The following is a 25,213-nucleotide window of genomic DNA, read 5'->3' on the forward strand; positions in this document are numbered from 1 at the left end:
GACGGGGACGGGGACGGGGACGGGGACGGGGACGGGGAACCATACGGCGGGTGCGACCGTCCTGACGCACATCTCCGGCTGCGACGGGTCCTGCCGGGCACGCGGGCCGTCCGCCCGGGAGAGGGCGGAGGGGGCGATCAGCCGCTGCTGCTCCCGGGCCCGATCACCGTGCGAGGCGGGCCACCCCTCCTGCCGCCGCGACGGCGGCCCGCCCCCACTCGCCCGTCCCGCCTCACGCGCACGAGTACGAGTCCCGGGTGCGGGAAGTCGGGAGCGTCATCCGGCTGCCCGTACGGCGGGGACCCGTACCGGCGCACCGGTTGGAATCACCGGCCGCGTCCCGGAGCCGAGGCGTCCGGTCAAGTCCCCCCGCGCGGCGGGAAGAACGGGTGCGGGACGAGGACGGCCGGATGCCTGATATGCGGGATAACCTTCGGTGGTACGAAGCCGGGGGCCATCCCTTCCCGGCCGACCGAACTCATACACCGAGGGCGAGTTGCGTGAGAACGAGATGGCCGTGTTCGGCGTGTCCGCCGCGGAGGAAGAGCTCTACCGGCACTTTCTGCGCAACCCCGATACCACGATCGAGGACCTGCACGCGCTCGCGCACAAGGACGGGCCGAGCCGGGGGCAGCACCCGGACCAGTGCCTGGAGCGGCTGCGCCGGCTCGGTCTGATCCACCCCACGGGAACCGACGGCCGTATCACTCCCGCGGACCCCGAGGTCGCCGTGGCCAGACTCACGGACGCCCGACTGCACGCGCTGCACCAGGAGTTGCAGAGGGTGACACAGGCCAGGCACGTCATCCAGGGGCTGCGGGCCGAGCAGGGCGAGTGGATGGCGCCGCAGGGCATCGAGCAGTTGCACGGTCTGGACGACATCCGCAACCGCATCGAGGACCTCGCGTTCTTCGCCCGGGACGAGATCCTGTCGGTCGAGCCGTACACCAAACTGTCGGCCGAGAACATCGCCCGGTCGAGGCCGCTCGACACGCGCTGTCTGCGCAGAGGGGTGCGCATTCGGAACGTCGTGCTCCGGGCCGCGCTCGACAATCCGCCGACTGCGGGCTATCTGCGGGAGCTGGTCGCGGAAGGCGCGATGATCAGGGTGGCGGAGAACATAACCGAGCGGATCCTCGTATACGACGGCCATACGGCGCTGGTGCCCGTGGATCCGCGCAACACGGCTCGGGGTGCGCTGCTGGCCCGGAGCAACGGGTTGGTGGCGAACATCATCGCCCTGTTCGAGAAGATCTGGTCCCAGGCCGAGCAACTGACCGCCGCTGCCGGGCCGGAGGACGCCGGGGAGCGGTTGACCGCTACCGAACGGCGGGTGCTGCTGTCGATGTGCTCGGCGGGCAAGGACGAGGTGGGGGCGCGGGAGCTGGGCGTGTCGGTGCGGACGTATCGGCGCCATGTCGCGGACATCATGCAGAAGCTGAGTGCGGTGAACCGGGCCCACGCGGCGCTGCTCGCGAGGGAGCGCGGCTGGGTGTGACCGCGGAACGCGGCCGGGCGCCTTCGGACCGGCCGACTCCCCCGGGTCCGGCCGGTGGCGAGGCCCGGCTGCCCATTCCGTCCGGTCCGGTCCGGTCCGTCGGCGGCCCGGCTGCCCATTCCGTCCGGTCCGGTCCGTCGGCCGGGCACGGCGGCCGGTTCCGTCCGGTCCGTCGGCGGCCCGGCTGCCCATTCCGTCCGGTCCGGTCCGTCGGCCGGGCACGGCGGCCGGGCCCGGCTGCGGAGGTCCGGTCCGGGCCCGCTCGGACCGGTCCGTCGCGCCCGTTTCGCCGTCGTGCCCCGGCCCTGCGGTTCAGTCCCGGTGGCACGACCAGCCGCGCAGCCCCGAGTCCGCCATGGCCCGGCCGACGACGCTGCTGACCACGCGCGGATCGGTGGCCGTGTCGAGGGCGATCCGCAGCCGGATGCGGTCGGCGCGGACCTCGGGCAGGCACGTCCAGTGCCCCGGCAGGAGGCCCAGCAGCCGGATGACGGTGGTCTCACCCGCGGGCGCGGAGCGGTCGTCGCGCACGGCGACGACGTCGACGTAGTCCGGCCGGGCGGGGCTCATCGCCGTCGGCCCTCCTGCCCTTCAGGACCGCCGAGCAGGCTGCGTACGGCGGTGGCCATCGCGGTGATGCCGGCCGGGAGGGCAGTGCGTACGTCGGGGGCGAACGTGTCCGCGTGGTTGGCCGGCACCGGTTCGCCGCCGTCCCTCGCGGCGCGCCACTGCCGGGCGCCGGTGGCGCCGAGCATCCAGTAGGCGACGGGTACTCCGCCCGCGGCGTAGTGGGGGAAGTCCTCGGTGGCGGTCGAGCCCGGCCAGTCGCTCACCCGGTGCGCCCCGAAGACCTCCTCGTGGGCGCGGCGTACCCGGTGCGCCGTGTCCGCGTGGGCCACGAGCACGGGTGAGGCGGCCGTGACCGTGATCTCCGGTTCCCGGTCGCATCCGGAGGCGGCGCACTCTGCGCGTACGACGCGCCGGACGGCGTCGGTCACCCTGGTCAGGGAGGCGTCGCTGAACGCCCTGACGGAGACGGACAGCCGGGCTTCGGAGGGGATCACATTGGCCCGGTCCCCGGCGTGGAGGGAGCCGACGGTGAGCACGACCCGCTCGCCGGGGGCGGTCTCGCGGGACACCACCGTCTGGAGCCGTACGACGACGGATGCGGCGGTCACCACCGGGTCGACCGCGAGGTGCGGGGTGCCCGCGTGTCCGCCGCGGCCGTGGACGACCACGTCGAGGGTGGCGCCGGCGGACATCAGCGGGCCCCGCCCGTGGGCCACCGACCCGGCGGGCAGTGGTGCGCAGTGCTGGGCGAGCACCGCGTCGGGGATTCCGAAGCGGTCGTAGAGGCCGTCGTCGAGCATCGCCCTGGCTCCGGCGAGGGTCTCCTCCGCGGGCTGTCCGACGAGTACCAGCGTGCCCCGCCAGGAATCGCGGTCGGCGCCGAGGAGCGCGGCGGCACCGGCGGCCGCCGCGGTGTGCAGGTCGTGTCCGCAGGCGTGCATGACGCCGGGAACGGTGCTGGCGTACCTCAGGCCGGTGCGCTCCCGTACCGGCAGCGCGTCCAGTTCGGCGCGGACCGTCACCGTGGGGCCGGGACCGTTGCGGAGGACGCCGACGACTCCGTGCCCGCCGACGCCACGGGTGACCTCGCAGCCGTGTCGTTCGAGCCGGGCGGCTAGGGCTCCGGCGGTGCGGGCCTCCGCGCCCGACAACTCGGGATGGGCGTGCAGATCGACGTAGAGAGCGGTGGCGTCCCTCAGGACGTCAAGCGGGACCTCTGGTGCGGTCATCGGATCTCCTTGCCCTTCCGTGCGTTGTCCCTCCGTGCGGCGGTGAGGACCGGAAGGCGGCTCCCTCGCCAGCGTCCCCGCCCCGCACGCCAGATGTCCGGCGTTCCGCTGACACGGGGTGTCAGCGAAGTGTCAGTGACAGCCGAGGCGTGGTGAAAGGGCGTTCGGCTGCAATAGGCCGTACGAGGGACACCGCCGGAACCGCCGGCCGGACCCGCACACCGAGGGAGACCCCCATGACCCCGAAGCCCGAACTCGCCACGCTCGCCGACGAGATCCTGGAACTGGAGTCCGAGACCTTCGAGATCTCGGACTACTCGGACGCCGCCGAGGTCGTCCTGGCCGGTTCGACGTCGTGTTCCTCCACGTCGACCTGCTCCAGCACCACCAGCACCACGTCCTGCAGCGCCTGATCCCAGGAGCGCCGGCCGTCCGCGGACGGACCACGGCCTCCCGCCCGGCGGAGCCCTTCCGCCGCGCGGGAGGCCGCTTGCGTGCGGGGGCCTTGCGCAGTGCGCGGGCCTTGCCGTACCTCTCCCCCGCCGCCTTCCCCGCACCCGGGATGCCTCGTCCCCGGTAGTGCCGCAGTGGATGACGGCCCGTCATGGAAACGGATGGGGAACGGTTTTGACCTCGGCTGCGGGGAGTACGTCCGGGCGCCGGCCGGCGTCACGCAGCCCCGTCCGCAGCCGCGGCATCAGCAGGGCCCGCTGCCGGGACCAGCCGAAGTCGAGCGGCAGGATGCCCGGGACGACCATGGCGACGGTGTGCAGCCCCATCCCGCGCTGCTCCGGTGTCGTCTGGTCCACGACGACGACGTCATGGCCGGCGTCGGCAATCCGCCGGACGAGGAAGCGCACGTCGTCACGGAGGTCGTCGGTACGCGGCCGCACCGAAGTCGTCCAGTCGCGGAACGCCGCCTCGAGCGGCAGGAGGCCCGAGGGCTCCAGGAACTCCTCTGCGTGGGATGCCATTTCGGGCAGGCCGAACAGCTGGGCATGGTCCTTCAGGTGGAGCACCTTGGTGTAGTCACGGGCCATCTGGAGCAGTTCGCCGCGACGCTCGGCCACCTGGTGCGGCAGATGCGGGATGTACGTCAGCACCTCGGAGAGGGCGGATTCCACGGTCTCCTCGGGGTCGAACCCGGCAGCCGCCCCGAAGGACAGGGTCCCGGGGCCGCCGTCGCGGCGGACGGCCAGCGCGGTGACCACGGGTACGGCGAGGTCCATGGTGGTGTCGTAGGCGTGGACGTCGTAGCCGTGCAGCGCCGCCCGGTCGATCATGGCGCGGACCGCGGTGCGCCGGCAGGTGCGGAGGTCGATCGCGGTGAGCCGGGCGCGCCCGTACCAGGCCAGCAGGAAGGCGTCGCGTTCGACGAGTTCCAGCAGGGCGAAGAGGATCGCCTCCTCCGGACTGCCGCCGGTCGCACAGCCGTTGGAGCACTCGAAGACGAAGTTGTCGGCGTCCACTCCGGCGCTGTAGTGGGCGAGGCGGGCGGGGACGAGCACCGGCCGGTCGTCGCGCAGCGAATGCCCCCAGACCCAGGGGATCTCCCGGGCCGGGTCGAAGGGGCTGACGAGGGGGTCGCTCGCATAGGTCTCGGGGGCGTAGAGGCCGCGGGCCGCGGGATCGAGGGCGGGGGTGCCCTCGGCGACCAGGGCGTCGTACGAGGCCGTCACGGGGGTGGTGCCGCGGCGGCGGTGGGTGCCCGCGTAGCGCTCCAGGCCCTCCAGGTGCGCCAGTGTGCGGCTGGCGGCGTAGCTGTTGGCCTGGCCGCTCCAGGTGACGTCGTTGAGACCGGCGTAGCCGCGGACGAAGTTGGTGCCGGCGACGGGCGCGGTGGTGGTCGAGGCGGGGTTGATCCAGGTGCGGGCGCCGAGTGCGCCGCAGACGGGGTTGGCGAGCGCCTGTTCGGGGAGCTCGTACGAGGAGGCGGGGCGCAGCCGGTAGCGGCCGGGGTCCGGTTTGGCGGCGGGCCGCAGCGTGGTACGGGCGGCGTCCGCGGTCTCGGGGGCCGTCGTGACGCAGGACGGGCACAGGGGTTCGGGCAGGAGGGGGAACGTCACGGTCGCGAGGGTCCCGAGGTCGACGCGGGTCACCTGGCACAGGGCACGATCGGCCGGGCCCGTGGCCGGTGGGGTGAGGCGTCCGCCGAGGGCCGCCCGGTACACGGCCCACACCGCGTCGACGGCGTACGGGGTGAGCAGCGGCCAGGCCGTGGCTCCGTGCGGGCGTCGGCCACGTTCGAGTGCCTCGCGTTCGGAGCGGCCGCGCAGCCGCTGCCAGCGCATGGCGAGACACTGGCCGCACGCCGGTCCCTGCTCACCGCCCCACGGCCCGACCAGGGCGGCGCGCGCGGTCAGCTGGACGTTCGCCCGGGGGCGCGCGGCCGCGTACGGGTCGGGGGCTCCCGTGCCGAGGACGTCGGCGGCACCGAGCGGCACGACGAGCGGTGCGGGGAGGCCGGCGTCGCCGAGCGCCGCGCGGTGCGCGGCGAGCGCGTCCTGGAGGTGCCCGGTGGCCCGTCCCAGCGGTGGCGCGGCGGGGGCCGCGGCGGCGGTCGTCATGCCTTGTCGCTCCAGCGGAAGGTCCTGAGGGCGACGGCGCCGAGCACCACGGCGAAACCGGCCAGCACACCGCAGTCGAGGAGGATACCGCCGGTGCCGCCGCCCGTGAGCGCGCCGGAGACACCGTCGTTGAGGTAGCGCAGGGGCAGCGCCCGGGAGAGGCTCTGCATCCAGTCCGGCATCATGTCCAGTGGGAGGAAGGAACCGGACAGGAACGCCATCGGGATCATCAGGCAGTTGGCGACGGCGGCGACGGCCTCGGGGGTCCTGGCGTACGAGCCGACGATCACTCCCAGCATCAGGAAGGCCGTGATGCCGAGGACGAGCACGGGCAGCGCCAGCGGCCAGCTGCCGGAGACGCCCAGCCCGAAGAACGGCAGCATGGCCACGGCGACGAACAGCACGGCCTGGACGACTCCGACGGCGACCGCCAGCACGTAGCGGGAGGCGATCACCGCGGAGACGGGCGTCGGTGTCATCCGGATGAGGCGCAGGATGTCGTCGCGGCGCCACTGCATCAGGACGAACGCGACCCCGAATACGGCGGCGTTGCCGACGCCCCAGGCGAGCACGCCGGGGGCGATGTGGTCGATGTACGGGCGGCCGCTCTGCTCGACGTCCTGACCGCTGAAGATCAGGCCGAAGACGACGAGGAACAGCAGGGGGAAGGCGAAGGTGAAGAAGAGCGTGGTCCGGTCCCGGGTGTAGGCCCGGTATCCGGCCGTGGTCAGCGCGGCGTAGGCGCTCATGGCGAAGGTCTCCGTGGTTCGTGGCCGGCGGTCGGCGCCGGCGGGAGGCGATGGCGGGAGGCGATGGCCCGGAGGGGCGGAAAGCGGCGGCGGGAGGCGATGGCCCGGAGAGGGCTCGGGGTGTGCGGGCGGGGCTACGCTCCGGGGTCGGCCGCGCCGGTCAGCTGGAGGTAGACGTCCTCCAGCCCGGCGGTGCGCGTACGGACGCCCCGGAGTCCGGCGAGGGCGTCGACGGCGGCGAGGACGCTCCCGGCGTCGAGGGTCTCCAGGACCACCGAGTCGCCTTCGAGGGCGGCCCGTTCGACCCCGGGGATGCGCCGGGCGGTCTCCAGGTCCAGCCGTTCGGCGGGGACGAGCAGCCGGGTGGTGGGGCTGCCCTGCTCGATCAACCGGCCGGGGCTGTCCAGCGCGGCGACACGGCCGTCGACGAGGATCGCCACCCGGTCGCACAACTCCTCGGCCTCGTCGAGGTGATGGGTGGTGTAGATGATGGTGCGGCCGGCGCCCTTGAGGTCGCGCAGCACCTGCCACAGGGCCCTGCGGGCCTGCGGGTCGAGTGCCGCGGTCGGCTCGTCGAGGAAGATCAGCTCGGGTTGGTGGACGAGGGCGGAGGCGATCGCGAGCCGCTGCCGCTGCCCGCCGGAGAGGTCGTCGACGCGGGTGCCGCCCTGCTCGGTGAGTCCGACGGAGGCCAGCGCGTGCTCGGCGGCGGCGTCGTCCGTGCGGTACAGGGCGGCCACGGTGCGCAGATGCTCGCGGGCGGTGAGCCGGACGAAGAACGCGGAGGACTGGGTCTGCACACCGACGCGTGTGAGGAGTGCCGGGTTCCTCGGCCAGGGGCTGTGGCCGAGGACGGTGACGGTGCCCGAGTCGGCGCGGCGCTGGCCCTCCATGATTTCCACGAGGGTGGTCTTTCCCGCGCCGTTGGGCCCGAGCAGTCCGAAGAACTCACCCCGTGGGACGGTCAGGGACACGCCGTCGACGGCCTGCACCGCGCCGTAGCGCTTGTGCACTGCGTCCAGGACGACGGCCGGGCCGTCCTGCGGGCCGGCGGTGGGGGGCATGGAACTCTCCTTCGGTGGAAGCGGATCGCGGCCGGGGGCCGTCATGGCGCGCTGGTGAGGTAGTGGTGGGCAACGGCCGAAGCGGCGGCCGCGAGCAGGACGAGGGTGAGTGCGACGGCCGCGGTGTAGACGGCGTAGGCGCGGCGGGCGCGCCGCGGGTAGCCCGTGGCGACCGGGGAGCGCCGGAGCAGGAGCCCCAGGTACGCGGCCGTGGAGGCGGCGAGCCCGGTGGCGCCCAGGAGTTGGGCGGCGATCCTGTACCCGTCGAGGGGAGGCAGCGGAAGGAGCATCGTGAACGCCTGGACGCTGCCCAGCAGGAGGAGGGCACCGACCGCCTGCCGGGTGGTGTGGTCGAGGGGGGCGAGCGCCCAGACGGCGAAGAACGGCAGGAGGAACAGCAGGTTCACCGCGGCGCCCGCGCCCGCGGTGGCGATTCTGCCCCTCCGTCGGGGCAGATGGAGGAAGTCGTCCACGGTGCAGTACATGATGACCACCGGGAGGCGCCAGCGCAGCCCTATCTCCGACACCCGTCCGCCGTGGTGGTGCGCGAGCACTCCGTGGGCGAGTTCGTGCAGCGCGGTGCTCAGCCACAGCAGGGTGGCGACCGCGAGGAGGAGAGCCGGGGCGGTGAACAGAGCGGCGGTGCCGTCGAGCAGTTCACCGAGGCGCAGCAGCAGGGTGGCCTCCATGAGGAGGGTCAGTGCCAGCAGCGGCAGCAGCGCCGCCGGTGTGAGCAGGTACCGGGTGAGGCGGTGCAGCCGGGCGGCGGTCGCGTCCGCGTCGGCCACGAGGCGGACGCTGCCGCGCAGCGGCCCTCGGGCAGCGGGCGGCTCCACGCCGGGAGCGGTCGCGGAGTCGGCTGGGGCCGGTGGCCCGGCGGCGGTGGCGACCGCGTCCGGTGACCCGGCGACCGAGGGGGCTTCGGCCGCCGGCCCGGCGGCCGGGGCGGCTGCGGATCCGGTGCCGGGAGCGGGGTCTCCCGGTGCGTCGGGGGGCCCGGGGCGGCGCGCGAGGAGATCGCGCGTACCGAGCAGCGACAGCAGGGAACGCCAGTGGGAGTCGCCCAGCCGCCGCCCGAACCGTCCGGCGTAGTCGGCCCCGATCTCCTCCAGGGTCCGGGTGCCGTCCATCCGGGAGATCAGGAAGTGCTCCCGGGGGCCGACCTTGAAGGACTGGCCGCTCCCGGTGTTCTTGATCAGGTGGACGAGATCCGGTCCGTGGAGCAACGGCTCGCTGAGGAGCACTCCGGCACGCAGTGCGGGTCGGTAGCGCGCCGGGAGGGAAGGGACGGTCACGGCGTCTCCCCGGTCGCGGGCTCACGCAGGGCGCGGCTGAGGACGTGCGCGAGGTACGCCTCGTCCCTGATGGTGACGTGCAGCCGGTTGTTGGTCATGTGCATGTACGGGGACAGGAGCAGCGGGAGCGCGGCCGCCGGGTCGGTGACCCGCTCGTCGCGTGCGCCGTCCCAGGAGCGGAAGACCAGGTCGCCGTCGGCGGCCAGCTTCTCGACGCGAGCGCGCAGTTCGGCGCAGTGCTCCGCCCAGCCGGCCAGGAACGACGGCAGCCTGCCCGGCGCACCGTCGCGGGTGGCGGAACGCACGCGGGCGAAGTGCGCCGCGAGCGAGGCGGCCATGGCGGCGTAGTTGCGGTCGTACTCCGCGCTGCCGATGAACCCCGTGCCCGGGAAGGCCCGGTGCCAGAAGTCGTAGTAGCTGTCCAGGTACCCCGCGAGTTCGGCGTCTCCGTGGAGGAAGGTGCCGGACATGACCATCATCAGCTGCGCGGACGTGCCGAGCAGCACCGTGCGCAGATGCAGGTTCTTGGTACGGAAGGCGTCGACGACGAGATCGCTGGAGTGCCGGAAGTGCCATTCGGCGAGGGCGACTCCGGCGGGGCCGCCGTACTTGCCGTACTCGGGCTCGTACGGTTCCGCGCTGCGGGAGTTGTTCGGACGCAGCCGCATCCGGCCCTGGGCGTCGGTGTAGTGACCGCGCTCGGCGCCGGGGAACTCGATGTCGAACAGCGTGTTGTAGAAGTCGTTGAGGAAACCGGAGTCGACCTCGTAGAGCGCCGGGCGCTCGGCGAGGAAGGCGTCCACGGCCTCCTCCGTGCGGCGCCGCACCTCTGCCGCGGTCCCCGCCGACGAGGGCTTCAGCCTCAGTCGGACGTGCGGTCCCTCCAGCCAGTAGTTGATGAAGAACCAGCCGGATATCAGCCCGTCGGCCTCCAGCTCCGCCACGAGCGGCCGGATGCACTGGAGGAGCATGGGCCGGGGATTGGCGGCGTAGAAGACGTGGGTGGCCTGCCAGTCGTGGGCCTCGGCGGGCGCGGCGGACGGGCGGGCGGCGGACGCCGGGGCCTCGGCGGGCAGCGGGCCCGCGACGGCCGGGAAGGCGTCGGGGACCGCGCCCCCCGCGGACACCCGGTCCGGCGCCGGGTCGTACCCCGGGCCCGGCACCGACGCGGAGGCGGAGCCCGTGGCGGAGGGCTCCCGGGAGCCGGGAACGGGCTGCTCGCTGTCGGAGGGGGGCCGGCCGGCGGCGGTCGTGCTCATCGTCGTCCCTTCGGTCGGGTGGGGACGGCCGCGGTCTCCACGGCCAGTTCGGCGACATGGCTACCCCGCGCGGACGACACGTGCAGTCCGCCTTCGTCGGGCAGCATCTCGCGGAGGACCACACGGGCCTCCGACGTCCTGAGCGTGCCCTCGAACGCGGCCAGGGACAGCGGGCTGTCGAGGTCGACGTACTGCGGCTTGGCCCCGGTCGCGCCGCGCGCCCCGCCGTCGGTGACGGTGGCGAAGACCCGGTCGGGCAGTCCGTGGGCGCGCCGGAACGCGTGCCACCCCAGGAACCACTCCTCCTGCGTCACACTCCCGCCGTGCAACGGAAGGGCGGAGACGGGGGCGCTCCAGCTGCGCCGGCTGAGCACGACGCCACCGTGCCGCACCCGGGGTCGGCGGGTGACACCGCCGACGGGATCGCTCTCGGGGACGCCGCCCCACACGTTCAGCGGCGACATGGAGCTGGGCGAGAGCAGCAGCAGGGTGCGGGGCAGCTCCGGTAGGGCGAGCGGTACGAGGTAGCCGAGGTACACGGGGACGACCTCGCGGCCGAGCCGGGCGGACCGCAGGACGAGCCGGTCCTCGCTCTCGTCGTGCACCAGATGCAGATCGTCGAGGTGGAGGCCGTACGGCCCGGGCAGGCCGCCGCTCTCGCCCGGGCAGACGATCTCGTACTCGGTCAGCCGGCCGTGGAGGTTGAGGTTGCTGGTGACCGGGCCGCCGGTGACCTCGGCCAGCACGGCTCCGTCCGGGCGGAGTTCGCCGGAGCGGTGCAGCAGCCGCTCCTCCAGTCCTTCGAAGCAGTGGGTGAAGCGGCTGAACGGGAACGAGACCCCTCCGTAGGAGCGGTTGAGGACCGCCAGGGGCTCACCGCCGCGCGGGACGGCGAGCTGGACGTGATGGCTCAGCGGCATGAACGGCGGGGTGATCGGCTCGAGTTCACCGGCGACTTCGGCGAGCAGGGTCTCCCCGACGACGAGGTCGTCATCGCCCTCGTGGTTCTCCCACAGGGCGCGCATCCCCTCGGCGAACGCCTGCCGGGCGGTGTCGAGCGCCTTGAGCTGGGGCAACCCCAGCCAGTTCTCCTCCGGGACGTACCGTCCCCCGGCGTCGAAGGGGGTGCGCCGGGAGGTGAACGAGATGTACTGGTCGAAGAAGTCCTCGTGGAAGTCGTGGACGAGTTTCAGCAGGTCGTCGCAGCGTCCGCCGCGGCCGTGGCGGGCGACGAAGAAGCCCTTGAAGGTGATGCGCTGCGGCAGGGTGAGGTCGAAGGCGGGCAGCACGCGCTCGACGGCGCCCAGCGCCCCGGCGACGGACCGCGTCCAGACGTCGAGGGGCAGCCGTACGTCCCGGCCCGCGGCGACGTCCTCGTACAGCACCGTCTGGGGCACCCTGCCGTGCGCGGCGCCCAGTTCCGTCTGCACGGTCCGCAGGTCCTCCCTCAGCCCGTCGAGCAGTTCGCGGCGCTCGCGCGGTGCCGCGGCGGCGAAACGGTCCAGGCGGGTCAGCGGTGTGGCGAGACGTCCGGCGAGTTCGGCGGCCCAGTCGCTGCCGAGGGCGCGGAGCGATTCCTGGAAGGCCCGCAGCGGATCGGTGTCGTGGACGCCGGTGCGCAGCCCCGGGACCTGGACCATGCCGATGTCGAGAAGGCCGGTCAGGTACTGCTCCGCCTCGGCGGCGGTCGCGCCGCGGTCGGCGGCCAGCCAGGCGGCGAGTTCGCCGTGGCGCAGGCTGCCGCGGTCCTCGAGCAGCGCGATGAGCCGCTCCAGGGTGCCGCTGCGGCGCAGGAAGAACAGCCGGTCCTGGACGGCGTCGAAGGTGACGGCGGTGTCCTCCTCACCGGAGGTGGTCCAGCGGCGCACATAGCGCACCCGGTCGCCGACGCGGCCCCAGCCGGGTGCGAGGGCCAGCGGCAGATCCGCGCGCCGGGCGGGGTCGGAGGTGACCGCCTCGGCGAGCCGGCCGAGAGCGGCCACGTTGAGCCGTGCGCGGCCGGTCCACTCGTCGTCGACGCGGACGGCCAGTGCGTCGTGGGCGCCGGGAAACGGGCCGTCGTCGCCGCGAGGGCCGGGAGCGGCGTCCACCCGCGGGGCCGGACGGTCGGCGGCGTACGCGTCCCCGCCGGAGCGCGGGGCCCTGCCCTCGCCGGAACGCCGCGCAGGGTCCACGCCGCAACCCGGGACCCGGCCCTCGCCACCCGCCGGGATCCCGACCGGTCCCGTCCCGTCCGCCGTGAACTCCCCCGGCACCACACCGGTGAACGTGCTGAACGGGCTCGTCTTGCACGCGGTGCGGTACAGGTACGCCAGCAGGGAGCGCTCGATCTTGCGGTCCCTCTTCCCCGGCGCACGGTCCGGATCGGCGGCCAGCCGCCGCTGCCAGTCGTCGAGTTGCGCGTCCAGCGTGGGGGACGCCAGCAGCAGACCGCCGCGCAGCCGCGGCTCCCCCGCCAACCGCCCGAGGGCCGCCCGGGCGAGGCCCGTCTCCCGGGCGAGCAGAGCGGCGCCCTCGGCCCTGCGGTCGTCGAGAGCCCGGCGGTCGGTGAGCCAGCGTTCCAGCATCCGCGCGGTGTCCGGGTCGTGTGCACGGACCTCCGTGAGCGCGACGTCCGCGTCCCTGGGCAGCCGGTTGTTGAACACCGCACGGCGCACGGCGAGCAGCAGGCGCCGGGACGACTCGTCGTCGTTGTGGCCGATCAGCCCGTGCAGAAGACCGCCGAGGCGCGTCCCCTCGACGGCCAGCCGCTCGGTCTCGGTGAGCACGTCGTCGGCCCAGCGGCGGCTCGCCGGGCAGCGGAGCCGGCGCACGCTGTCGACGGACAGCCCGGCGACGCGGAGCATGAACGGCATCGAGATCCCCACCCTTCCGGTGCTCATCGGTCAGGCGATCTCGTGACGGAAGTCGGCGGGGCCGGGCCGTTCGTTGCCGAGCATCATGATCAGCAGGGGTGCCTCTCCGGTGCGTTCGAGGTCGAGTTCCTCGATGTACGAGATGTTGTCGAAGCCCAGCGCGACGCCGCAGCCGACACCGAGGGCGGAGGCGGCGGTGTAGACGCTCTGTGAGACCGCGCCGACCACCGCGTTGGCGATGCGGTAGCCGCGGTCGCCGACGGCGTCGAGCACGGCGCGCGTGCGGACGGTCGGCACCAGGACCGCGCCGGTCTGCTCCAGGTTGTAGTTGGCCAGGAAGTAGTTCTTCTGCAGGAAGGTGCCGGGAGGCCCGGCCTTCAGCAGCCGCAGGGTGTGTGCGGCCGCGTCGTAGGAATAGGTGCCGGGGGCGATTCCCTCGGTGTGGCCGACGAAGGCGTACAGACCGGCGATCGGGGTGGTACCGGTGTCGGTGTCACCGCCGAGGGACGCGCCGGCGGCCGCGGCGGCCAGGCAGGACGCCAGGCGGTCGGCGCTCAGGGGCCTCCCGGCGTCGAAGCGGCCGAAGCTGCTGCGGCGGTCGCGCAGTGCGGTGCGCACATCGGCGTCCAGCGGCAGTGGCGCGGGCAGCGGGACCGCCGGCAGCCCGGAGTCGGGGACGGGCGCGGCCGCGGGGGCGAGCGCCCCGGCCGCCGGCCGCCGGGCGGCGTGCTCCTCCGTGGCCTCCTGCATCCTCGTCACGGCGTCGAAGGCGAGCACGGTGCGCGAGCGTTCGAGGTCGCGGCGGCGGACGGCCGCCGCAGCCGCCGGCGGCGCGGGCCTGGCCTCCGCGCCCTGCCAGCGCAGCGGTACGACGGCGAACACTCCCTCCTCCTCCGTGCGGATCCCCAGCAGCCGGGCGAGCCGCTGCTCGTCGAACCACATCAGCGGCTCGACGGAGAGTCCCTGCGCCCTGGCCCAGATCCGCCACGTCTGCACCACGGTGCCGACGTCCATCGTGACGGCGTGGAACGAGAAGGAGTTGTACTTGAAGGCGTTCTGCCAGTACTTGACGCCGAGGACGAGGAACTGGTCCGTTCCGGCGGCCCGTTCGGCGGCGGACGCCGGTTCGCCGGTTTCGGCGGGCCCGCCGAAACCGGCGGAAGCGCCGGACGACGCGGACACGGAGAAGGCGCCCGGCTCTGCCGGCTCCCCCGGCGTCGTGGGCTCCGGTTCGCCGACCGCCTCGCGCACCTCACCGGAGACATCGCCGGTGAGGAGGCGCTGCATGGCGTGGTGACGGGTGGCGTAGTAGTGCACGCCGGGCGGCAGGGGGCCGCTCGGCCCGGACACCCAGTAGATGCTGACGGGGTAGAGGCCGCCGCCGGACGCGGTACCGCGGGACCAGTTGGCGAGCGCGTGGAACGGCAGCGCGCCGAGGTCGGTGTTGGCCTGGACGCCGAGCCTGCGCCCCGTGAGACCGTAGGAGTCCCGCAGCATGCCGGACAGGGTCGGCAGGTCGAAGGCCCGCCCGGGGCCGTCGTGGGCCGGGGCCAGTCCGCGGCCGACCGTCGCTCCGGACGGCATGGTGTGGCCGGGCAGCGGCACGGTGTCGGCGCCCGGATAGAACTTGGTCTTCCGCGGGCCGTCCGCCCAGTTCGGGACGAAGTCCGCCGGCGGCATGGGGACCCTGCCCCTCCGCATGATGGCGGCGGCGTAGTCATGGGCGTACCCCATGGTGTGCCCTGCTTTCTTGGTCGTGGGGTGCCGGGCCGGGCCCGGTCAGGGGAAGGGATGCGGCGCGGGGTTGAGGTCGGCGGGGGTGAGGTCGTGTGCCCGCAGGCCGGCTTCCCGCAGGGCCGTGCGCAGCCGGGGCATGCCGAGGGCGCGCTGCCGGCTCCAGCCGAAGTCGATGGGCAGCAGGCCGGGTACGAGGACGCTGACGGTGCGCAGTCCGAGCCGGCGCTGCTCGGGCATCGTCTGGTCCACGACGACCACGTCGAATCCGGCCCCGGTGACCGCGTCGAGGCAGCGGACGAGGTCGTCGCGCAGATCGTCGGAGACGGGCGACACCGGGCCGTCACCGTACAGCTCGTCCATCGGGATCCGGGGCGGGCGGGGTTCGCCGGGCTCGCCGAGGAGGAAGTGGGCGTGGCGTCCCATCTCCGGGATGCCGTAGACGAGCGGATGGTCGTGGAGGGCGGCGACCCGGTCGAAGTCCTCGGCCATGGCACGCAGCCGCTGCTCGTCGCGTTCGGTGCGGCCCTGGAGGTTGACGGCGTCGGTGGCGATCTCGCACAGCGCTCCGGCGAGCGCGGCCTCGGGATCGAGCCCGGCGCCCGCGCCGAAGCACATCCGACCCGGTCCGCCGTCGTGGCGCACGGCGACGCCGGTGACGACGGGTACGGGGAAGGAGATGCGGGTGTCGAAGAACCGGGCCTCGTACCCGTACATCTCCAGCCGCTCCACCATGTGGCGGGTGGCGGGGCGGGCGCTGGTGCGGGGATCGAGTTCCGGGAGGCGCGCCTGTCCGTACCAGGTGAGGAGGAAGGCGTCCCGTTCGACGACCTCCATGAGCCCGAAGTAGACGGCCTCCTCCAGGCAGCCGCCGGAGGCACAGCCGTTGGAGCTCTCCTGGACGAACCGGTTCTCCAGGCCGGGAGCGTGGTAGTACGTCAGTACCTCGGGCACCAGGACGGGGCGTTCGTCGCGCAGCGACCAGCCCCACACCCAGGGGATCTCGCGGTCGGGGGTGAACGGTCTGACCCTCGGGTTGGCCCGGTGGAAGTCCTCGGAGTAGAGCCCGCACACGCGCGGGTCGACCGTGTGGGCACCGCGGGCCCGCAGCCCGTTGAGCGAACCCGTCACGCGGGCGCGCTTGGCACGCGGGCGCATCCCGGCATAGCGCTCCAGACCTTCCAGTACGCCGATGCGGACACTGTGGCCGAAGCTGTCGGCGTGTCCGCCCCAGAACGTCTCGCGGAGGTACTCGCCGGACCGCATGGAGAAGCAGCCGATGGTGGCGGAGGTGGACGTGGACGACACGTCGTGGACGACGGACGGCCCGAGCGCGCCGCACAGCGGGTTGGCGAACGGCTCGACGGTCAGGCCGTAGTCGCCGATGTCGCGGACCCGGAAGCTGCCCGGCCGGACCTTGGGCGCGGGAATCAGGGTGAGGGCTGCGGCCCCCGGAGTGTCCTCTTCCGGCACCGCACAGCGTGGGCACTCCGGGTCGGGCACCAGCGGATAGTGACGTACCGTCAGGGTCCGTAGGTCCACGAGGTGCACGGGCGGGAAGATGCCGGTACGGGGGCCGGTACCGGCGACGAGGCCCGCGACCAGGGCGGCGAGCGCGTCCGCTGCGAACGGCGTGACGTACGGGAGCCGGCCCGCGGCCCGGGTGCCGGAGCCCAGCTCCAGCGCCTCCCGCAGGGCCACCGACCGCACGGCCTGCCAGCGCCGCTCCAGGCAGTGTGCGCAGGGGCGGCCGGACTCCCCGTCGCGGCCGGGTCCGAGAGGCCCGACGACGGCGTGGTGGCCGTAGATCCGGACGGGCACGGAGGGTTCGGTTCCGGCGGCGCGGAGGGCGCCCGGCCCGGCCACGGCACCGGGGGTGCCGGCCCCGGCCACCGCCCGCGGACCTTCCGGTCCGGCCGACGTCCGTACGGCGTCCCGCCCGGACGCGTCGGCCACGGCCGGGGCGAAGGCGTCGCGCACGCCCAGGGCGGCGATGTCGAGCCGGGGACGGATACCGTGCCGGGCGAGCGCGGGGCCCAGGAGGCACACCAGTTCCTCGCAGGACCGGTCACGGGCCGTGGCCGTGGCCGGGGCCGTGGCCGTGGCCGGGGATCCCGGCGCGGCGGTCGCGGACGCGGTCGCGGACGCGGTCGCGGCAGTCGCGGTCGCGGTGGGAGTCGGGACCGGGGCCGGGGCCGGGGATCCCGGCGCGGCAGTCGCTGACGCGGTCGCGGTCGGAGTCGGGGCGGGCGGGGACCCCGGCGCGGCGGTCGCGGTGGGCGTGAGCGTCTTCACGGCGGGCGCGGGCGGGTTCGTGTCAGCGGGCATCGGTACCGTTTCCCCGACCGCCCCGAGTGAGCAGGACACGCGCGGTGGCGATGCCTCCGGCGGGCAGATCGCACGGGGTGGTCGGGACGTACAGCGCGTCCCGGCCGCTCGCACGCAGCCGGTCGAGGACGGCGTCGAACGTCGTGCCGGGGGCGTCGGCCGGTACCGGCCCGGCCGTGGCGGTGAGGGTGCCCGCGGCCAGCTCGGGGACCAGCGGATCGCCGGTGTCGACCGCGTACCCGGAGTCGTCGGCGGTCAGCTGGACCGAGCCCAGCAGGTCCCGCAGGGCGGCGCAGCACGCATCCCTGCGGGAGAGGCCGGCGGCGACGGCCCAGCGCGCGGCCGGTCCGCCGGCCTCGCGGGCGAGCACGGCGGCGCCCCCGGTGCGTGCGTCCTCGCCGAGGTCGAGCAGGTGCGCCTCGATTCCCAGGTTGACCGCGGACTTGAGCAGGAAGACGAGTTCGGGGTCGTCGTCCGGTGCCACCGTCGCGGTCCGGGCCGTGCCGCGCAGGGCGCACAGCAGGGCGTCGTGGGCGACGGCCGACAGAAGTCCGCTTCCCGCCGCCTCTCCGTCGGTGCCGCCGGAGCCCGCTCCGGCGGAGGTCGCCAGGACGATCCTCTCGCGGTTGTACGGGCCGAACGGCCGTACGGCGGCGGCCGGCACCTTCACGCGCTCCCCCGTGAGCAGCGACGTGGCCGGAACCCAGGCGGCGACCTCGGACTCCGTTGCGGTGCCGGCCCCGGTGCTGAGTGCGGCGGGTGCCACGGCGGGCAGGTCCGCACCGGCGCCGGCCAGGAGCCGTACCGGAGCGACGTGTTCGACGTAGGTCTCGGACGCCAGGCGCAGCGCCCGCGTCCGGGCCCCGGCGAGATGGTGCACGTCGAAGGCGGCGATCGTGCGGCGTTCTCCCGGGGCGAGGGCCAGTTCGAGGCGTGCGGCCTTGAGCGGGGTCTGGGTGAGCGTCTCGTCGTCGAAGCGGGCGAAGACCCCGGCGAAGGCACCCACGAGGGCGGTGCTGGTGCGGTTGAGCGCGTCGACGGTGTCCTCGGCGTCACGCGCGGTCTCCACGCTCGCGGTGGTGGGGACGGCGAGCGCGCCGGGCAGCCCGGACGTCGTCTCCGGCCTCCCGCCGGGCAGGGGGCCGGGCACGCTCTCCCCGGCGGTCCTGGTGCCGGACCGTGCCCTGCCGGGGCCGCACAGCGAGCAGCGGGGGTGGGCCAGCAGCGGCTCGGCGACGACGTCGAGGGACTGGAGGTTCTGGAGCAGCACCTGCCGGTCCGTCTCGGCCGGCAGGGCTCCGGTGGCGATGCGGAAGACCTCGTAGGCGAGCAGATTCCCCGTCATGGCGGCGACGGGTCCGCCGAGCGGCCCCTCCCCGGCGGGGCGGCCGGGTTCGGCGGCGGCGCCCGCCACCTCGCTCCAGAGTGCGGCTGCCGCCCCGGCGTCGTGGTTGGCTCCGAGCCTCAGCAGGGCGCAGGACCAGCACCCGGTGGAACCCGCGGTGGCGAGCGGGCCGGTGACGGCCAGTTCGCCGAACGTCCACACGGGGATGAGGGTCTTGCCCTCGGGTACGCCGGCGGCCAGCAGCCGGTGGACGCGCCGCGCGGCACCCGTTCCGGTGACCACGACCGTGTCGTAGTCGGCGAGTTCCGGCCACCCGGGTTCGGCGCCGAGCAGGTCGGTGCGCACGGGGCAGCCGTCGGCGGCGGCTTCCGCCGCTTCTGCGGCCACCTCGGGGAAGTCCGCGGCGAGGGCGATCCCGGCGCAGCCGTTGCGGACCAGGCTCAGGGCGCACCAGCGGGCGACCTCGTCGTCGCCGAGCACCGCGACGGCGGTGTCCCGGAAGCGGCGGAAGCGCTCGGGGGCACGGTCGGTGTAGTGGTCGACGTAGGCGATCTGGACGGCGTAGCGGCGTGCGGCCTCCTCGCCCGGCCCGCTTCCCGGGTCGTCGTCGGTGAGTGGTACGTCCCGTGCGAAGTCGCGCTCGTAGAGGGTCCGCACCAGCTCGGCCGCCATCCCGCGCTGCGGGGCTCCGAATCCCGAGCAGAGTTCCGCGAGGCTGTGGTCCCCGGTGAGGTGGGGCACCATCAGCGACGCGAACCGGTAGGCGGTACGGCCGGTCAGGTGGAAGCCTCCGTCGGCGTTGTGGAAGAGGACTCCGCCCGGAGTCTCGGTGAACAGCACGTCGCGGCGGATCCGGGGCCGTGTGGTGGCGAGCGCGTCGAACGGCGTCCGGCCCGCGCGGGACGTACCGGGAACGCAGGCGCCCGCGTCGGCCGCCGTTCCGTCGGCCGTCCCTGCGCCGTCCGATGAGCCGGCGCCGTCCGGCGTCCCCGCGCCGCCGGCTGAGCCGGCTCCCCCGGCCGGATCCGCTCCGCCCGGTGATCCCGTCGGTTCCGCGTTCGCCACCGGGGCTGCCCCCTTCTTCGTGGAGCCGGCTTCTCTTGCGTCGTCTGCTTCGATGACGTCGGTGGGCATGGCGTCACACCTTCTGTGGGGGACGGACGGACGGCGAGTCGTCGCCGCGCGCGTAGAGGCGCAGGAGGTCGTGCATGCGGTACGGGCCGGGCGGCCCCTCCTCGAGCAGTCCGGCGTCCGCCAGCCGTTCGAGAAGGTCCTCGGTCTCGCGCAGGGGCAGACCGAGCAGGGCGGCGCCGTCGCGGGCGTGGAGTCCGCCGGTCGTGTGCGCGCCGATGCGCAGGAAGGCGCGGGCGGCTCCCGCGTCGAGTCGGCCGAGCGCCGCGCCGAGCACCTGACGGAGGGACATGTGCGGCGAGCCGGGCAGGGAGAGCCGGGCCAGCGGATCTCCGGACAGCCACTCCGCGCAGTCGGCGAGCCCCAGTGCCGGGCGGGTGAGGAGACGTGCCGTGACGATCCTGAGGGCGAGCGGATGGTGGCAGCAGGCGTCGGCCAGGGCGCGGGCGGCATCGGGTTCCGCGCCCACCCGTTCGCCGCCGAGTACGGTCCTCAGCAGCTCGTACGACTCGTCCTCCGCGAGCGGGCCGAGGCGCTGGACCCAGCCGCCGTGCGCGGCGATCAGTCCGGCGAGTCCCCGTCTGCTGGTGACGAGGGCGGCGGCGTCGGGGCGCGCGTGCAGCAGGGGCAGCACCTGGTCTCCGTCGAGCACGTCGTCGAGGACGAGCAGGATCCGGCCACGGGCGTGCGGCTCTCCCACCGCGGCCGTGACCTCGGCCGTCACCTCGCGTGCGGTGAGCGGCACGCCGTCGGGACGGACCATCCGGACGAGGTACCCACCGCCGGGAAACCGGCTCTCCGCGAGGTGGGCCACCCGCCGGGCGAGCGCGGTCTTCCCGATCCCGGGCGCCCCGGACACCACGACCGTCGCCGCCTCGTGTCCCTCCCGCCCCGCGAGGCGACCGCTGAGGGCCACGGTCTCGGAGGCCCGGCCCGTGAACACCGGAACGGGTGGTACGGGCACAACGGCCGGCGCGTCGTCACCGCGCAGCGCATGGGCGGGGGACGCAATCCGGGAGGACGGTGGTGGAAGCGGCCGGGCGTCCCCGTCGCCCGGCACCGGACGCCTCGGGGCCGACGTACCCGGGGGCACGGACGTCCCGCCGTGCGCGGGCGTCCCCGCCGGCACGGACGCCGGAGCCGCCGACCCGGCGGCGGGCGTCCCGCCGCCGGCGTCACCGGGCACGGGGCGGCCGGCTGCGGGTCCGTAGGGGTCAGCCGCGGTAAGCGCCCGCGCGGTTGCCGACGGTCCCGACCCGCCGTCGTCGCCCGGAGCGTCGCCGGGCCGTCCCGTCGGAGGGACGGCGTCGGGGCGCGGCATCACCGGGGCAGGACGCCGCGAGGCGGCTCCCGGAGCGTCCGCGGTGTCCGGCACAGGAGCGGCGCCGGGCACCGCGCCCCGGCCCGGTTCCGCCGGCAGGGGCGGGACCGCCGCGGACGGAGAGGGTGGCGCGGCCTGCCGCCCGGCCGCGACCGGGAGCGGGGGCCGCAACGGGGCCCCCGCCGCGAGAGCGGGAACGGCGCGCCCGAGGTCGTCACCGCGCAGGATGGCCAGTTCCAGTCCCCGCAGCGCCGGTGACGGGTCGACGCCCAGTTCGGACCGGAGGTACGCCTTCACCCTCCGGTACTCCGCCAGCGCCTCCGTCTGCCTGCCGCTCCGGTACAGCGCCTCGATCAGCTGCTCGCGGAAGCGCTCGTGGCCCGGATGGGCACGTGTGGCACCCCACAGGGCGACCAGTGCCTCACCGCAGCGGCCCAGGGAGAGTTGCAGTTCGCAGACCCTCTCGACGGTCCGCAGCCGCTCCTCCGCGAGCCTCGGAACCTCGTCCCGACGCAGCACGTCCGAGCGCACGTTCGCGAGCAGCGGCCCCTGCCACAGCGACAGCGCGTCCTCCAGGGTGTGCAGTTCACTCCCCGGGTCGTGGGCGTACGCGGCAGCCAGACCCACCCGCTCCCGGAAGCCGATCAGGTCGAGGGATTCCGGCCCCGCACCGATGCGGTACCCGCCGGGTACGGCCTCGATCGGAGCACCGGTGACACCGTGCTTCACGAACAGCCGGCGCAGCCGCAGCACACACGTCTGCAGTGCCGCTCTGGCCGTCGCGGGCTGCTCCTCGCCCCACATGGTGCGCTGGAGGTACTCGACCGAGACGACGGTGTTGGCGTGCAGGAGCAGGGAGGCGAGGAGGATGGTCGGTTTGGAAGGCGGGAGGACGACGGTGTCGGAACCGTCGGTGATGCTCAGCGGTCCGAGCAGCTGAAACCGCATCGCGGCACGCCCGCCTAGTCCCAGCCGTTGACGTGCTTGCAGAAGGCGAGGGCTTCCTCCGGGACGGCACCGTGGCGGGCCGCGTGCTCGAGGTGGCTGCAGAGGATGCAGGCCGCCTGCCGTTCCGCCGGAATGGGATCTTCCGACAGATGTGCGAGCCCGGTCCCGCTCCGGACGGCGACGGTGAGACCGGTGGAAGCGGTGAGACCGGTGGAAGCGGTCGTGGTCGTGACGGGGACGCCCGACGCGGCGGCGGGGACCGGGGCGGCTGCGGCGGCACCGGCGGTCGTGACGAGCGTGACGGCCGCGAGTCCGGCGACGAGGCCGGTCCGCGTGGCCCGGAGCGGTCTCTTCACAAGTGGCATCAGGTACACGTGTGCTCCCTGTTGTGGCGTACGGGTGGGGGATGTTCGCCACGTGCGACCTTGCCAGGGCGGGGGCACTTACAACCGCCGGAAGCCTGTCAGCTTGATGCAGGAGCCACGACAGCTTTGTGTCAACCCAGCAGGACGCGCGTAGTTGTGGTATGGCCCGGCCAAATCCGCTGCCGGTGCGGCGCGTTCACCGAAAGGTGGGCGGACCGGAGGGCCACATGCCACCCGCACCGGGCCCCACGTCCTGGGCAGGACTTCCCGCCGGCCACGCTCCGGCGGCTGCGGGACGTCAGGGCGGCGTACGCCCCGGAGAACGTCTTGCGCAACAACTTCCCCATCCCGCCCGCGGAGCGGGCCTCCTGATCCGGAACGATCGCGGCCGTGCCATCCTCGACCCGGCACGGTGTCCGCGCCGCCTTCCGTGCAGACGGATCCGGCGGTGGGACGGTGCGAGCGGGGTGGACGCCGATCCGCGGTGTCGAAGTGTGCGGGGGCAGTGGCAGATGCCGGCAGGACCGGCAAGGGCTGGGGAGGAACAACATGCTGGAGGCGGTGGGACTGTCGGCCGCGGAGACCGACGTGTACCGCGCGCTCGTCGGCGCCGCCGCGGCGTCGGCCGACGAGGTGTCCACGACGACGGGCCTCGACGCCGGGACCGCCGGGCGCCTGCTCGTCGCGCTGGAGCACAAGGGCCTGGCCCACGGGGTGGAGGGAGTTCCGGGGCGGTTCGCCGCCAACCCGCCCGACCTGGCCCTGCGCCCCAGGATCGAGCGCCGTGCCGACGACCTGGACAAGGCGCGTACCGCGGCGTCCGAACTCATGGAGGCCTACCGGCGCAACGCCTGGATCCGCGACGCGAGCGACGTGGTCGAGCCCGTCACCGGGGCCGGGGGGCTGCGCCGGCGGCTGCAGCAGGTCCAGGACAGCGCCCGCGAGGAGCTGCTGTGGTTCTGCAGGGCCCGGTACGTGGCCCTGCCGTCCGGCACGAACCGGGCCGAGTTCGACGCCCTGGGGCGGGGCGTCGGCTACCGGGTCCTGTACGAGCAGGCGTTCTTCGACGGCTCCGGGTCCGTTGACAACGTAGTCAGGGCGGTACGGGCGGGCGAAGCGGCGCGCGCCGTACCGGCGTTGCCCCTGCGGATGGCGATCGCCGACCGGTGTGTGGCGATCTGCCCGCTGGCACCGGCCGGTCCGGCGGGCGACCCGCGCGAGGAGACGGCGGCCGTCGTCCGCGGCAGCAGCCTGGTGGAGGCCCTCGTCGCACTGTTCGAACGTTACTGGGAGATCGGGGCCCCGCTGCGGGTGACCGCGCAGGGGCAGATCGGCGGTCCGGGCCTGGAGGCCGACGCCGACGCGCTGACGGCCGACGACCGGCATCTGCTGTCCCTGATGGTCGCCGGCATCACCGACGAGTCGATCGCCGGACAGCTGGGCATCAGCAGACGCACCGTGCAGCGCCGCATCCAGCACCTGATGCACATCGCCGGGGTGGCGACCCGGATGCAGCTCGGCTGGCAGGCCGCGCGCCGCGACTGGATCTGAGCGGAGCGGACGGCGGTGGTGCGGCCGGCTGGCCCTGCCGCACCAGATCGGGCGGTGCCGTGATGCCCGCCCCCACGGAAGGCGATCACGTCACACCAGCGCGTCCTTCAGACCTGGCGCCCCGCGTCGCCGCCCTTGGAGGGCGCCGCGCCGGGACCCGTCCCTGGACCCGCCGGGCATACGGGACAGCCTTACGCTGGCCGTCGAGGTGAGCCGCACCGGGACGCGCTTTCAGCCGAACCCCTTCGCCCGCACCGCACATGCACGCCCCAGGGAGGTGCCCGGATGGAGACACCCGCATCGTCGCCCGCGAAGCCGGAAAGTCCGCGGCCCCGGGCTCTGTTCCTGACGCTGACCCTGCTGACCGGGGCCCTGAACGCGATCGGCTTCCTGGCCCTCGGCGGGGTCTTCGTCAGTGTGATGACGGCCAATCTCGCCCTGGTCGGGATCGCGGTCGGTGGCTCCGACCCCGACCTGGCGCGGAACTCCGTCGTGGCGCTCGCCGGATACATCGCCGGGGTCCTGCTCGGCGCCCGGTACGGCGAGCGTTGTGAACGCCGGAACCGGCCGGGCGTACGCACGCTGCTCGGCAGCGAGTTGCTGCTGCTGTGCGGGGTCCTGGCGGGCTGGCTCGTGTCGGACGGCAGTCCTGCCGCACACCTGCGCACCGTCCTCCTGGGTACCGCCGCCCTGGCGATGGGATGTCAGAGCGCGACGATCCGGGCCGCCGCGCCGCCGGAAGTCTCCACCACGTACATGACCGGGCTCCTCACCACCGTGCTGGCCGATCTCCTGGCGCGCCGCCGACCGGACTGGGACAGGGCCGCCCTGCTCGCGGCGATCCCGGCCGGGGCCGCGCTCGGCGCCCTCGTCGTCGGCACCGCGAGGACGGCGGCACCACTGCTGCCGGTCGTCCTGGTGGCTGCCGCACTGACCCTGTCGGGCGGCGGGCCGGGCGCGCCGGGCCGGGCGGACCCCGGCTGACGCGGCACGAGGCCGTGTTCGAGAAGGCAGCGGGCGGTCCGGTGCGCCGCACCGTCCCGGGACGGTACGGGACGGTACGGGACGGTACGGGACGGGACGGGACGGGACGGGACGGGACGGTGCGGCCGATCACGAGGCGGAGCCGTGCTGCGCCCGCTGGCGCTGACGCGCGGTCCGGCGCTTGAGCGCGCGGCGCTCGTCCTCGCTCAGGCCGCCCCAGACGCCCGACTCCTGGCCGCTTTCCAGCGCCCACTGCAGGCACTGCTCGATCACCGGGCAGCGGCGGCTTCTCTGGGGGCTGATCCTGTGTGGTGAGACGTTGCACCGGAGAGCTATGTTGATCTTCTGAAGATCGTTCTCTGGGGGTGCGGCTCTGTGGCGGGTTGTTGCATCAACCGTCGGATCATGGAGTTGCATTGC

17 protein-coding genes and 1 pseudogene are annotated in these 25,213 nt (G+C 74.2%); 4 read left to right on the forward strand and 14 right to left on the reverse strand.

The window, feature by feature from the left end; translation table 11 throughout:
* The first annotated feature begins 496 nt into the window (after positions 1-496).
* Positions 497-1,498, forward strand: coding sequence for a LuxR C-terminal-related transcriptional regulator (locus tag FEF34_RS02955; RefSeq protein ID WP_407698249.1), 1,002 nt, complete (start codon positions 497-499; stop codon positions 1,496-1,498).
* 312 nt (positions 1,499-1,810) lie between these two features.
* On the opposite strand, the gene FEF34_RS02960 is transcribed toward FEF34_RS02955, so the two are convergent.
* Positions 1,811-2,068, reverse strand: a complete 258-nt coding sequence (locus FEF34_RS02960; protein ID WP_138051726.1) for a hypothetical protein — start codon at positions 2,066-2,068, stop codon at positions 1,811-1,813.
* Positions 2,065-3,297: an amidohydrolase gene (locus FEF34_RS02965; protein WP_138051727.1), complete on the reverse strand. Its 1,233-nt coding sequence runs from the start codon at positions 3,295-3,297 to the stop codon at positions 2,065-2,067. The genes FEF34_RS02960 and FEF34_RS02965 overlap by 4 nt, the downstream gene beginning before the upstream one ends.
* A gap of 236 nt (positions 3,298-3,533) precedes the next feature.
* Here FEF34_RS02965 and FEF34_RS02970 point away from each other — a divergent pair, with 236 nt between their 5' ends.
* The gene (locus FEF34_RS02970) at positions 3,534-3,710 is read left to right on the forward strand and encodes a thiazolylpeptide-type bacteriocin (RefSeq protein WP_017948544.1); all 177 of its coding nucleotides are present in this window, start codon (positions 3,534-3,536) and stop codon (positions 3,708-3,710) included.
* Positions 3,711-3,899: 189 nt separating this feature from the next.
* Here FEF34_RS02970 and FEF34_RS02975 read toward each other — a convergent pair whose 3' ends face one another.
* From FEF34_RS02975 to FEF34_RS03025, 11 genes are all read right to left on the reverse strand, one after another.
* On the reverse strand, positions 3,900-5,864 hold the full coding sequence (locus FEF34_RS02975) for a TOMM precursor leader peptide-binding protein (protein WP_138051728.1): 1,965 nt from the start codon (positions 5,862-5,864) through the stop codon (positions 3,900-3,902).
* Positions 5,861-6,613, reverse strand: a complete 753-nt coding sequence (locus tag FEF34_RS02980) for an ABC transporter permease (protein WP_138051729.1) — start codon at positions 6,611-6,613, stop codon at positions 5,861-5,863. Before FEF34_RS02980 ends, FEF34_RS02975 begins: the two co-directional genes overlap by 4 nt.
* 134 nt (positions 6,614-6,747) lie before the next feature.
* The gene (locus tag FEF34_RS02985) at positions 6,748-7,677 is read right to left on the reverse strand and encodes an ABC transporter ATP-binding protein (protein ID WP_138051730.1); all 930 of its coding nucleotides are present in this window, start codon (positions 7,675-7,677) and stop codon (positions 6,748-6,750) included.
* A gap of 41 nt (positions 7,678-7,718) precedes the next feature.
* A complete protein-coding gene (locus FEF34_RS02990; protein ID WP_138051731.1) occupies positions 7,719-8,972 on the reverse strand; it encodes a M50 family metallopeptidase in 1,254 nt (417 codons plus the stop codon).
* Positions 8,969-10,048 carry a lantibiotic dehydratase C-terminal domain-containing protein gene (locus FEF34_RS02995; RefSeq protein WP_138057251.1) on the reverse strand — a complete coding sequence of 360 codons (1,080 nt, stop codon included), beginning with the start codon at positions 10,046-10,048 and terminating at the stop codon, positions 8,969-8,971. Before FEF34_RS02995 ends, FEF34_RS02990 begins: the two co-directional genes overlap by 4 nt.
* 179 nt (positions 10,049-10,227) lie before the next feature.
* The gene (locus tag FEF34_RS03000) at positions 10,228-13,113 is read right to left on the reverse strand and encodes a lantibiotic dehydratase (RefSeq protein ID WP_234042243.1); all 2,886 of its coding nucleotides are present in this window, start codon (positions 13,111-13,113) and stop codon (positions 10,228-10,230) included.
* 3 nt (positions 13,114-13,116) lie between these two features.
* Positions 13,117-14,820, reverse strand: a complete 1,704-nt coding sequence (locus FEF34_RS03005) for a nitroreductase family protein (protein ID WP_138051732.1) — start codon at positions 14,818-14,820, stop codon at positions 13,117-13,119.
* Between the two features lie 45 nt (positions 14,821-14,865).
* Positions 14,866-17,148, reverse strand: a complete 2,283-nt coding sequence (locus tag FEF34_RS03010) for a TOMM precursor leader peptide-binding protein (RefSeq protein ID WP_234042244.1) — start codon at positions 17,146-17,148, stop codon at positions 14,866-14,868.
* Positions 17,138-19,627, reverse strand: coding sequence for a TOMM precursor leader peptide-binding protein (locus FEF34_RS03015; protein ID WP_234042245.1), 2,490 nt, complete (start codon positions 19,625-19,627; stop codon positions 17,138-17,140). The genes FEF34_RS03010 and FEF34_RS03015 overlap by 11 nt, the downstream gene beginning before the upstream one ends.
* Positions 19,628-19,631: 4 nt before the next feature.
* Positions 19,632-21,893, reverse strand: a complete 2,262-nt coding sequence (locus tag FEF34_RS03020) for an AfsR/SARP family transcriptional regulator (RefSeq protein WP_138051733.1) — start codon at positions 21,891-21,893, stop codon at positions 19,632-19,634.
* Between the two features lie 14 nt (positions 21,894-21,907).
* Complete coding sequence (locus FEF34_RS03025) at positions 21,908-22,258, reverse strand: hypothetical protein (RefSeq protein WP_234042246.1); 351 nt, start codon at positions 22,256-22,258, stop codon at positions 21,908-21,910.
* 549 nt (positions 22,259-22,807) lie between these two features.
* Here FEF34_RS03025 and FEF34_RS03030 point away from each other — a divergent pair.
* Positions 22,808-23,809 carry a helix-turn-helix domain-containing protein gene (locus FEF34_RS03030; protein ID WP_138051735.1) on the forward strand — a complete coding sequence of 334 codons (1,002 nt, stop codon included), beginning with the start codon at positions 22,808-22,810 and terminating at the stop codon, positions 23,807-23,809.
* Positions 23,810-24,094: 285 nt separating this feature from the next.
* Entirely contained in the window at positions 24,095-24,793 is a 699-nt protein-coding gene (locus FEF34_RS03035; RefSeq protein WP_138051736.1) for a YoaK family protein, read from the forward strand.
* Between the two features lie 129 nt (positions 24,794-24,922).
* Here the strand turns inward: FEF34_RS03035 and FEF34_RS42495 are convergent.
* Positions 24,923-25,078 (reverse strand): annotated as a pseudogene (locus FEF34_RS42495) (WhiB family transcriptional regulator); the annotation flags it as partial.
* Between the last annotated feature and the right edge of the window lie 135 nt (positions 25,079-25,213).

It is taken from the genome of Streptomyces marianii (genome assembly GCF_005795905.1).
Lineage (GTDB): Bacteria > Actinomycetota > Actinomycetes > Streptomycetales > Streptomycetaceae > Streptomyces > Streptomyces marianii.